General features: G+C 57.1%; 12 protein-coding genes and 1 riboswitch. Of the genes, 7 read left to right on the top strand and 5 right to left on the bottom strand.

Annotated elements, in window-relative coordinates:
• Positions 1 to 32: 32 nt before the first annotated feature.
• Positions 33 to 941, bottom strand: coding sequence for a uridine diphosphate-N-acetylglucosamine-binding protein YvcK (gene yvcK / locus C5687_RS11175; RefSeq protein WP_095440868.1), 909 nt, complete (start codon positions 939 to 941; stop codon positions 33 to 35).
• A 226-nt stretch (positions 942 to 1167) separates the two neighbouring features.
• Positions 1168 to 1302: riboswitch (molybdenum cofactor riboswitch) on the top strand.
• Between yvcK and moaA the strand changes: the two genes are divergently transcribed.
• From moaA to C5687_RS11140, 6 genes are all read left to right on the top strand, one after another.
• Positions 1290 to 2279: a GTP 3',8-cyclase MoaA gene (gene moaA / locus C5687_RS11165; RefSeq protein ID WP_059386078.1), complete on the top strand. Its 990-nt coding sequence runs from the start codon at positions 1290 to 1292 to the stop codon at positions 2277 to 2279. Its footprint overlaps the riboswitch before it by 13 nt.
• A gap of 24 nt (positions 2280 to 2303) precedes the next feature.
• A complete protein-coding gene (gene moaB, locus C5687_RS11160) occupies positions 2304 to 2816 on the top strand; it encodes a molybdenum cofactor biosynthesis protein B (protein ID WP_059386079.1) in 513 nt (170 codons plus the stop codon).
• 3 nt (positions 2817 to 2819) lie between these two features.
• Positions 2820 to 3305 (top strand): cyclic pyranopterin monophosphate synthase MoaC, encoded by a 486-nt coding sequence (gene moaC / locus C5687_RS11155; protein WP_059386080.1) that lies wholly within the window; start codon positions 2820 to 2822, stop codon positions 3303 to 3305.
• The gene (moaD, locus tag C5687_RS11150) at positions 3298 to 3543 is read left to right on the top strand and encodes a molybdopterin synthase sulfur carrier subunit (protein ID WP_104556947.1); all 246 of its coding nucleotides are present in this window, start codon (positions 3298 to 3300) and stop codon (positions 3541 to 3543) included. Before moaC ends, moaD begins: the two co-directional genes overlap by 8 nt.
• 1 nt (position 3544) lies before the next feature.
• Complete coding sequence (moaE, locus tag C5687_RS11145; RefSeq protein WP_045285448.1) at positions 3545 to 3997, top strand: molybdopterin synthase catalytic subunit MoaE; 453 nt, start codon at positions 3545 to 3547, stop codon at positions 3995 to 3997.
• Positions 3998 to 4061: 64 nt separating this feature from the next.
• Positions 4062 to 4769: a Bax inhibitor-1/YccA family protein gene (locus C5687_RS11140; protein ID WP_014883084.1), complete on the top strand. Its 708-nt coding sequence runs from the start codon at positions 4062 to 4064 to the stop codon at positions 4767 to 4769.
• A gap of 105 nt (positions 4770 to 4874) precedes the next feature.
• On the opposite strand, the gene C5687_RS11135 is transcribed toward C5687_RS11140, so the two are convergent.
• Genes C5687_RS11135 through C5687_RS11125 form a run of 3 tightly spaced genes read right to left on the bottom strand, consistent with a single transcriptional unit; the run spans position 4875 to position 7833 of the window.
• Positions 4875 to 5837 carry a lysylphosphatidylglycerol synthase transmembrane domain-containing protein gene (locus C5687_RS11135; RefSeq protein ID WP_047958070.1) on the bottom strand — a complete coding sequence of 321 codons (963 nt, stop codon included), beginning with the start codon at positions 5835 to 5837 and terminating at the stop codon, positions 4875 to 4877.
• Positions 5837 to 7075, bottom strand: coding sequence for a cardiolipin synthase ClsB (clsB, locus tag C5687_RS11130; RefSeq protein ID WP_025757251.1), 1239 nt, complete (start codon positions 7073 to 7075; stop codon positions 5837 to 5839). Before clsB ends, C5687_RS11135 begins: the two co-directional genes overlap by 1 nt.
• Positions 7072 to 7833, bottom strand: a complete 762-nt coding sequence (locus C5687_RS11125; protein ID WP_045285451.1) for an endonuclease/exonuclease/phosphatase family protein — start codon at positions 7831 to 7833, stop codon at positions 7072 to 7074. The genes clsB and C5687_RS11125 overlap by 4 nt, the downstream gene beginning before the upstream one ends.
• A gap of 133 nt (positions 7834 to 7966) precedes the next feature.
• Here C5687_RS11125 and C5687_RS11120 point away from each other — a divergent pair, with 133 nt between their 5' ends.
• Positions 7967 to 8377 carry a YbhQ family protein gene (locus C5687_RS11120; protein WP_023334980.1) on the top strand — a complete coding sequence of 137 codons (411 nt, stop codon included), beginning with the start codon at positions 7967 to 7969 and terminating at the stop codon, positions 8375 to 8377.
• Here the strand turns inward: C5687_RS11120 and C5687_RS11115 are convergent.
• Complete coding sequence (locus C5687_RS11115) at positions 8339 to 9445, bottom strand: ABC transporter permease (RefSeq protein WP_104556946.1); 1107 nt, start codon at positions 9443 to 9445, stop codon at positions 8339 to 8341. The two genes, C5687_RS11120 and C5687_RS11115, sit on opposite strands and share 39 nt — an antisense overlap.
• Positions 9446 to 9447 lie beyond the last annotated feature (2 nt).

The following is a 9447-nucleotide window of genomic DNA, read 5'->3' as shown; positions in this document are numbered from 1 at the left end:
GGGATGAGGGCATCAGGCCGCACAAAATGCGCCTAGCCCAGCGCCTGAATCGCCTTCTCCAGCGCTTCGCGCAGCAAGTGCCTGTCATGACGATATTTGATATCGCTGGCCTCCAGCGGCTCCTGTATCACCAGGCGTTCGCCAATCCCTGACACATCAACTTTCGGTCCCACTACCACGCCGTCGATAATTTTCTTCCCGACGTACTGCTCCATCAGCTCCAGCTTGTCCGCCAGCGACAAGCTGGCCGCAGCTGGGCTCAGTTCACGGCCCAGGTTACCGATGTAGACCATCGGAGCAGGGGTTCTGCGCAAGGCCTGCGCCAGCTCTTTCACCAGCAGAATCGGCATCAGGCTGGTGTAAAAACTGCCGGGTCCGATCAGGATCACATCCGCCTCGGCGATGGCCTCAACCGCTTCGCGCGTGGCGGGAACGGCGGGGTAGGTCATCAGCTCTTTTGGCGGCAGGGTTAGCTGGTCGATATTCACTTCGCCATACACTTCATGGCCATCCACGTCGATGGCCATCAAATCGACCGGCTGTTCAGACATCGGGATCAGGAACGCATCCACTTTTAGCAGATTACGTATCAGATTGATGGCTTCCAGCGGGCGCACGCTCAGGTGATCGAGAGCCTTAAGCATTAAATTTCCGAGGTTATGCCCGGAAAGTTCCCCATTCCCGCCGAAACGGTACTCAAACATCGCCGAGGCGACGCTCGGTTCGGTAATCAGCTGGTTCAGGCAGTTGCGCATATCGCCCCAGGCGATACCCCCTTCCGCACGTCGGATGCGCCCCGTAGAGCCACCGTTATCCGTGGTTGTCACTATCCCTGTCAGTCTGGAGCCGAGTGAAGACAATGAGGACATCACTCGCCCGAGACCGTGGCCTCCGCCGAGTGCGACCACACGGTCAAGATCCGCAAAAGTGCGATTGCGCATACCTGTTCCTTATCACGTTTGATCTGCGTAACACTACCTTAACTACCCCTAAAAGACGATGCCCTACCGGACGCAAAATGACACATATCAATGCGAAGAGGCTGTTTTTGAGTATTCTGTAGCGAAAATACACGATTATGTCGTTATGTAGTTATTTATATAGCGTTAAGCGAGAATAGCGGTGAGAGGATTTACGCGCTACTATCGCCATAACCACGTTTTCAAATTTGAAAACATACACTCTAGCCTTTGTGCCTGTGTCGAAAGATATGGCGCTCTGGCCGTGGCGAATTTGCCACCAGGGTACAGAAAGAAATGACTGTGCCTCCCGTATCTGGAAAGGTGTACATGGCTTCACAACTTACTGATGCTTTCGCGCGTAAGTTTTATTACTTACGTCTGTCGATTACCGATGTGTGCAACTTCCGTTGCACTTACTGTCTGCCCGACGGCTACAAACCGGGCAGCGTCACCAATAACGGCTTTCTCTCCGTGGATGAAGTGCGCCGCGTCACGCGCGCCTTCTCTGAGCTCGGCACCGAAAAAGTGCGCCTTACCGGCGGAGAGCCCTCGCTGCGCCGTGATTTCCCCGACATCATTGCCGCGGTGCGTGAAAACGAACGCATTCGCCAGATTGCGGTGACCACCAACGGTTACCGTATGGCCCGCGATGTGGCCATCTGGCGTGATGCGGGGCTGACGGCGATCAACGTCAGCGTCGATAGCCTGGACGCCCGTCAGTTCCACGCCATTACCGGCCAGGATAAATTCCGGCAGGTCATGGACGGCATCGACGCGGCATTTGCGGCTGGCTTCGAAAAAGTCAAAGTCAACACGGTGCTGATGCGTGATGTAAACCATCACCAGCTCGACACCTTCCTGGCGTGGATCAAATCCCGCCCCATTCAGTTGCGTTTTATTGAACTGATGGAAACCGGCGAGGGCAGCGAGCTGTTCCGCCGCCACCACATCTCCGGCATGGTGCTGCGCGACGAGTTGCTGAAACGCGGCTGGATCCACCAGATCCGCCAGCGCAGCGACGGCCCGGCGCAGGTCTTCTGCCACCCGGATTACGAAGGTGAGATAGGGCTCATCATGCCCTATGAGAAAGACTTCTGCGCCAGCTGTAACCGTCTGCGCGTCTCCTCCGTGGGCAAACTGCACTTATGTCTGTTTGGCGACGGTGGCGTTGAGCTACGCGATCTGCTGGCAGATGATACCCAGCAGAGTGCGCTTGAAGCGCGGATCTCTGAGGCCCTGACGCATAAAAAACAGACCCACTTCCTGCATCAGGGCAATACCGGCATTACTCAGAACCTGTCCTACATCGGCGGGTAACCAGTCTTAAGAAGGAATCAGAAGATGAGTCAGGTCAGCGCGGAATTTATCCCGACACGCATTGCTATCCTTACCGTTTCCGATCGCCGTGGCGAAGAGGATGATACCTCCGGCCACTGGCTGCGCGAGGCGGCCCATGACGCAGGACATAAGATCGTCGATAAAGCGATCGTCAAAGAGAACCGCTACGCCATTCGCGCGCAGGTCTCTCAGTGGATCGCCAGTGATGAGGTGCAGGTGGTGCTGATCACCGGCGGCACCGGCTTTACCACGGGCGATCAGGTACCTGAAGCGCTGATCCCGCTGTTCGACCGCGAAGTGGAAGGCTTCGGCGAGGTGTTCCGCATGCTCTCCTTTGAAGAGATTGGGACTTCCACGCTGCAGTCGCGTGCCGTTGCCGGGGTGGCTAACAAAACCCTGATTTTCGCCATGCCGGGTTCGACCAAAGCCTGCCGCACCGCGTGGGAAAATATCATCGCCCCGCAGCTGGATGCCCGTACCCGTCCGTGTAATTTTCATCCCCATTTAAAGAAATAAGCTATGTCACAACTGACCCACATTAACGCCGCTGGCGAAGCGCATATGGTGGACGTCTCCGCCAAAGCGGAAACGGTGCGCGAGGCGCGCGCGGAAGCGTTCGTTACCATGCTGCCTGAAACGCTGGCGATGATTATCGACGGCAGTCATCACAAGGGTGACGTATTTGCCACGGCCCGTATTGCGGGTATTCAGGCCGCGAAACGCACCTGGGACTTAATCCCGCTTTGCCACCCGCTGATGCTGAGCAAAGTGGAAGTGAACCTGCAGGCGCAGCCGGAGCACAGCCGCGTGCGCATTGAATCGCTGTGCCGTTTAACCGGGAAAACCGGCGTGGAGATGGAGGCGCTGACGGCAGCCTCCGTCGCCGCGCTGACCATCTACGACATGTGCAAAGCGGTACAGAAAGATATGGTGATTGGCCCGGTTCGCCTGCTGGCAAAAAGCGGCGGCAAATCCGGTGATTTTAAGGTGGACAGCGATGATTAAGGTGCTCTTTTTTGCCCAGGTGCGTGAACTGGTGAATACCGACAGCCTGACGCTGGATGCCTCTTTTGAAAACGTTGCGGCTCTGCGTGCGCATCTGGCGGCACAAAGCGACCGCTGGGCGCTGGCGCTGGACGAAGGCAAGCTGCTGGCCGCCGTGAATCAGACGCTGGTGGAATTCATCCATCCGCTGAAGGCAGGGGATGAAGTGGCTTTCTTCCCGCCGGTGACAGGGGGCTAAGATGGCGGAAACCCGAATTCTGGTAGGTCCTGAGCGCTTCAGTGTTGGTACAGAATACAGCTGGCTGGCGGAGCGCGATGAAGACGGTGCCGTTGTTACCTTCACCGGCAAAGTGCGCAACCACAACCTCGGCGACAGCGTGAAGGCGCTGACGCTGGAACACTATCCCGGCATGACGGAGAAATCGCTGGCGGAGATTGTGGACCAGGCGCGAAGCCGCTGGCCGCTTGGGCGCGTCACGGTGATTCACCGCATCGGTGAGATGTGGCCTGGCGAGGAGATTGTCTTCGTCGGGGTGACCAGCGCACACCGCGGCAGCGCGTTTGCCGCCGGGGAGTTCATTATGGATTACCTTAAAACCAGAGCGCCGTTCTGGAAGCGCGAGGCCACGCCGGAAGGCGAACGGTGGGTTGAATCCCGCGACAGCGATAAACAGGCCGCCAGCCGTTGGTAGTCGGTTTACGTGGATGTGTTACTCTTAACGTGTGTGTCTACTTAATCTTAATCAGGAGTGAATCATGGACCGATTTCCGCGTTCCGATTCAATAGTACAGCAGACCCGTAGCGGGCTGCAGACGTATATGGCTCAGGTGTATGGCTGGATGACGGTCGGCTTACTGCTTACCGCGTTTATCGCGTGGTATGCAGCGAACACCCCTGAGCTGATGATGTTTATCTTCTCCAGCAAAATCACCTTCTTTGGGCTGATTATCGCGCAGCTGGCGCTGGTGTTTGTGCTCTCAGGCCTGGTGCAAAAGCTGAGTGCCGGCATGGCAACGACCCTGTTTATGCTCTATTCGGCGTTAACGGGGCTGACGCTTTCCAGCATTTTCATCGTTTACACCTACTCTTCCATCGCCAGCACCTTCGTGGTAACCGGCGGGATGTTTGGTGCGATGAGCCTCTACGGTTACACCACCAAACGCGATCTGAGCGGCTTCGGCAGCATGCTGTTCATGGGGCTGATCGGGATCGTGCTGGCGTCGCTGGTAAACCTGTGGCTGAAGAGCGAAGCGCTGATGTGGGCGGTGACCTACATTGGGGTGGTGGTCTTCGTGGGACTGACGGCGTATGACACCCAGAAGCTGAAAAATATTGGCGAACAGATCGACGTGCGCGACAGCTCCAACCTGCGCAAATACTCGATTCTGGGCGCGCTGACGCTCTATCTGGACTTCATCAACCTGTTCCTGATGCTGCTGCGCATTTTCGGCAACCGTCGCTAAGGTTGTTTTGCCGGGTGGCGGTGCGGTCTGGTGCCCTCACCCTGACCCTCTCCCACGGGAGAGGGAACAAACACTAAAAACGGCAACAAGGTTGCCGTTTTGCTTTTATTTGGCCATCGCCTTCTCGTTCTTCGCCCGTAACTTCTTCGCCCGACTCTCCAGCACCAGATAACAGACCGTTGCCAGCGCCAGCGGCAGGAAGTAATAGAGCATGCGGTAGGCGAGCAGGGCCGCAATGATGGTGCCCTGAGAGACATGTTCTCCGGCCAGCAGAGCGATGAAGACCGCCTCCAGCACGCCGATCCCCGCCGGAATATGCACGATCACCCCGGCAATACTGCTCACCAGCAGCACGCCCAGCACGAAGAAGTAATTCACGTCTTCACCCATCAACAGCCAGATAATCGCCCCCATCGCCATCCAGTTAGCACTGGACACGGCCATCTGCAGCACTGCGAACTTCCACGAGGGCAATACCAGTTTTTGCCCTTTGATCGTCATATGACGACGTTTCGCAAACGCGCAGGCCCAGAGATAAACGGCGATAATCAACAGCAGCACGATGCCCAGTATGCGCAGGGTGGTTTCGTCGATATACCAGTGCGCGGGCAGCTGTACCACGCCGACAGTAAATATCACCCCGCCAAGCAGAATATAGCCCAGCCAGTTGGTGGTGATGCTCAGGGAAAAAATGCGCGTAATTGTCCCGCCTGGCAGCCCCAGGCGCGAGTACAGGCGATAGCGCATGCCAATCCCCCCGACCCAGGTGCTCAGCGTCAGGTTAAAGGCGTAGCAGATAAACGACACCAGCATGACCTGACGTTTGGCCAGCTTGTGGCCGCAGTAAGCCCGGCCCAGCAGGTCATAGCAGCCATACATCAGGTAGCTCACGATAACCAGCCCAAGCGCCCCCAGCAGCACCATCCGGTTATAGTTGCGGATAACTTTCCACACCTCTTCCCAGTCAACTTTCTGCGCGTAGACCACCAGCAGAACCGCGACGGCGATGAAAAACAGCCAGGTCAGGATCTTTTTTGCCAGCCGCCAGCGCGGATGTGATTTCGACATCAGGGTTTGCCTCCGTCTTCCGCTTCAATACGGTCCTGGGTTTCCATTTCCGGTTGTACCGGCGGGTCCACCTGCGCCAGTTTCGGCGTATGCGCCGGCAGCCAGCCGACCATCGCCGGGAAATGGCGCAGGAAGTGGAACACCACCACGCTGATGCCCAGGTTCCACCAGGTGCGTTTGGGGACCATGGATTCATCCACCCGCACGCAGTCGTTGACGATCAGCGCCTGCAGGTTATCCCGCAGGGTCTGGTTAAACTGGCGATCGTGAATGATCAGGTTGGCTTCCAGATTGAGCGACAGGCTAAGGGGATCAAGGTTACTGGAACCGACGGTTGCCCAGTGGTCGTCCATCAGCGCGACTTTGCCGTGCAGCGGCCGACGGCGATATTCGTAGATCTGAACGCCGCCTTTCACCAGATAGTTATACAGCAGCCGCGCCCCGACTTTGACGATGGGCATATCCGGCTCGCCCTGCACAATCAGCTTCACCCGCACCCCGCGTCGGGCCGCATTGCGCATGGCATGCAGCAGGCGATAGCCCGGGAAAAAGTAGGCGTTGGCGATGATCACTTCGCGCTTCGCGTTGGCCAGCATCTTAAGATAGTGACGTTCAATATCGTCCCGGTGCTCACCGTTATCCCGCCAGACGAAAAGCGCCTGCGCTTCGCCGGGCTTGCGGTTCTCTTCCGGGCGATGATGGCGTCGCCACCAGCGGCGAACGGCCTCTTTCCCCGGCAGGTTTTCCAGCTCAAACAGTAAAATGTCCTGTACCACCGGGCCTTCAATGCGGATCGCGTAGTCCTGCTTCGCTTCCGGGCCATAGTCGGACATATGTTCCGCGGAGTAGTTAATGCCGCCAACAAACGCTACCGTCTCATCCACCACCACAATTTTGCGGTGCATCCGGCGGAAAAGGTTGGTCCGCATGCCGAACAGGCGAGGGCCAGGATCGTAGTAGCGGAACACCACGCCCGCGGCGGTCAGTTCATTAACGAACGCGTCGCTGAGGTCCGGCGAGCCATAGCCATCCAGCAGCACCTCAATTTTGACGCCGCGTCGGGCGGCGCGCAGCAGCACGCTGTGCAACTGCTTGCCAACGTTATCTTCGAACCAGATAAAGGTTTCGAGGATCACCTTCTGCTGAGCGTTATCAATTGCCTTAAACACGGCCGGGTAATACTCGTCCCCGTTGACCAGCAGCGTGATCCGGTTGCCTTCCTGCCAGGAACATTTCATAAGTGGATCTCCGCGCTGAGCGGGGCATGGTCGGAAAGATGCCGCCAGTTGAGGAGCGCCAGCGCGGTAGGGCTGCTGGCATGGGCATTTTTCACGTAAATGCGATCAAGGCGCAGCAGCGGAAACCGCACCGGAAACGTGCGCGCAGGCCTGCCGTTCGCCCGGGTGAAAATCTCCTCCAGCCCGGCATCCACTTTCAACGGATGGTTTGCCCGCTGTCGCCAGTCGTTGAAATCGCCTGCCACGACAACAGGTTCACCGTCAGGCAGCGCGTTGGCCCATTCGGCCAGCATTTTCAGCTGCGCCTGACGATGGGCTTCGCGAAGTCCCAGGTGAACGCAGCCGACATGGATCGGCAGATCAAGATCGGGCGGTGTAATGCGGCAGTAAAGCAGCCCGCGTTTTTCACTCTCCCCGACGGAAACGTCGCGGTTTTCGTAATGTTCAATGGGATAACGCGACAGCACCGCGTTGCCGTGATGCCCTTCAGGATAGACCGCATTGCGGCCATAAGCGTAATCACTCCACATGGTGTCGGCCAGAAATTCGTAGTGCGGCGTGTCGGGCCAGTTTTCAAAGTGGAGCGGATGCACTTCGTGGGCGCCCATCACTTCCTGCAGGCAGACAATATCCGCGCTGACGGTGCGCACCGCGTCGCGCAGCTCCGGTAAAATGAAGCGGCGGTTAAATGCTGTGAAGCCTTTATGAATGTTTATCGTCAGCACTTTAAGCGAGAAATGCTGCATTTTTTTCGTCATAAGCTCCTTCCTGAGTGACTATCCCGATGAAAATAAAGTGTAGTCGTCGTCACAAAAAGATGCGGCGTTACGGAATTTTCCGTAAAGTGCGGTAGTCTGATTAAGCAGAGAAAAATCCTTCAGGAGAGAAGCCATGAAGTGGCAACAACGTGTTCGTGTCGCAACTGGCCTGAGTTGCTGGCAGATAATGTTGCATTTACTGGTCGTGGCCGTACTGGTGATGGGCTGGATGAGCGGCACGCTGGTGCGTGTTGGCCTGGGACTATGCGTCCTTTATGGCGTCACCGTACTGTCGATGCTGTTTTTACAGCGCCACCATGAAGCGCGCTGGCGCGAGGTGGGTGACGTGCTCGAAGAGCTCACCACCACCTGGTATTTTGGTGCAGCGATGATTGTGCTTTGGCTATTGTCTCGCGTACTGCAAAACAACCTGCTGCTGGCCCTGGCCGGTCTGGCTATTCTTGCCGGGCCTGCGGTGGTCTCGTTGCTGACGAAAGAGAAAAAGCTACGCGATGTTGCGTCTAAACATCGCGTACGCCACTGAGCCCGTCGTGGCCGCGATGACCAGTAGCGGCCACAAACTTCCCCAGACAATATCCAGACTCGCATCCTTCAGATAAATTTGCTTGGTGATATCCGTAAAGTGACGAATCGGGTTTATCCACGTCAGATCCTGTAGCCACACCGGCATATTCTCAACGGGCGAGACATACCCCGAGAGCAGGATCGCGGGCATCATAAAGACGAACACCCCGATAAACGCCTGCTGCTGCGTCGAACAGAGCGCGGAAATCAGCAGTCCAAACCCCACCAGCGACAGCCCGTAAATCACCATGGTGAAGTAAAACAGCGCCAGCGAGCCGGCGAACGGGATCTGGTAGGCCCAGATACCCACCCCCAGCACGATGGTGGCCTGGAAAGTGGCGACAATCAGCGCCGGCACCGCTTTGCCGACAAAGATTTGCCAGGTGGCGAGCGGGGAAACCAGCAGCTGATCCAGCGTGCCCTGTTCGCGCTCGCGGGCGACGGAGAGAGAGGTCACAATCATCACCCCGATGGTGGTGATCATGGCGATCAGCGACGGCACCACAAACCATTTGTAGTCCAGGTTCGGGTTGTACCAGTTACGCACCACCAGTTCACTGTTGTTGGGTTTCGGTTTTCCCGCCATTAGCTCCTGCTGGTAATCCTTCACTATCTGCTGCAGATAGTTGGCCGCGATCTGAGCGCTGTTGGAGTTACGTCCGTCGAGGATCAGCTGAATCGGCGCGGTCTGGAAGGTGTCCAGGTTGCGGGAAAAATCCGCCGGGAAACGCACCAGCAGCAGCGCTTTTTGGGTGTCGATAGTGGGCTTAATCTCCTGCGGGCCTCTCAGCAGCAGGACATGGGTAAAGGCTTTCGCACGGGCAAAGCGCTGGGTCAGTTCGACGGCATGTTTGCCGTTGTCTTCGTTGTAGATGGCGATGGTGGCGTTGGTCACCTCAAGGGTGGCGGCAAACGGAAACAGTAAAACCTGGATCAGCACCGGCAACACCAGAATGGCGCGGGTTTGCGGCTCGCGCAGCAGGGATTGCAGCTCTTTGCGTATTAACGTCCATAAACGGTGAAACATGT

The sequence above is a fragment of the Enterobacter sichuanensis genome, assembly GCF_002939185.1.
In the GTDB taxonomy this organism is placed as follows: Bacteria; Pseudomonadota; Gammaproteobacteria; order Enterobacterales; family Enterobacteriaceae; genus Enterobacter; species Enterobacter sichuanensis.
This window is presented reverse-complemented; position numbering and strand designations above follow the sequence as displayed.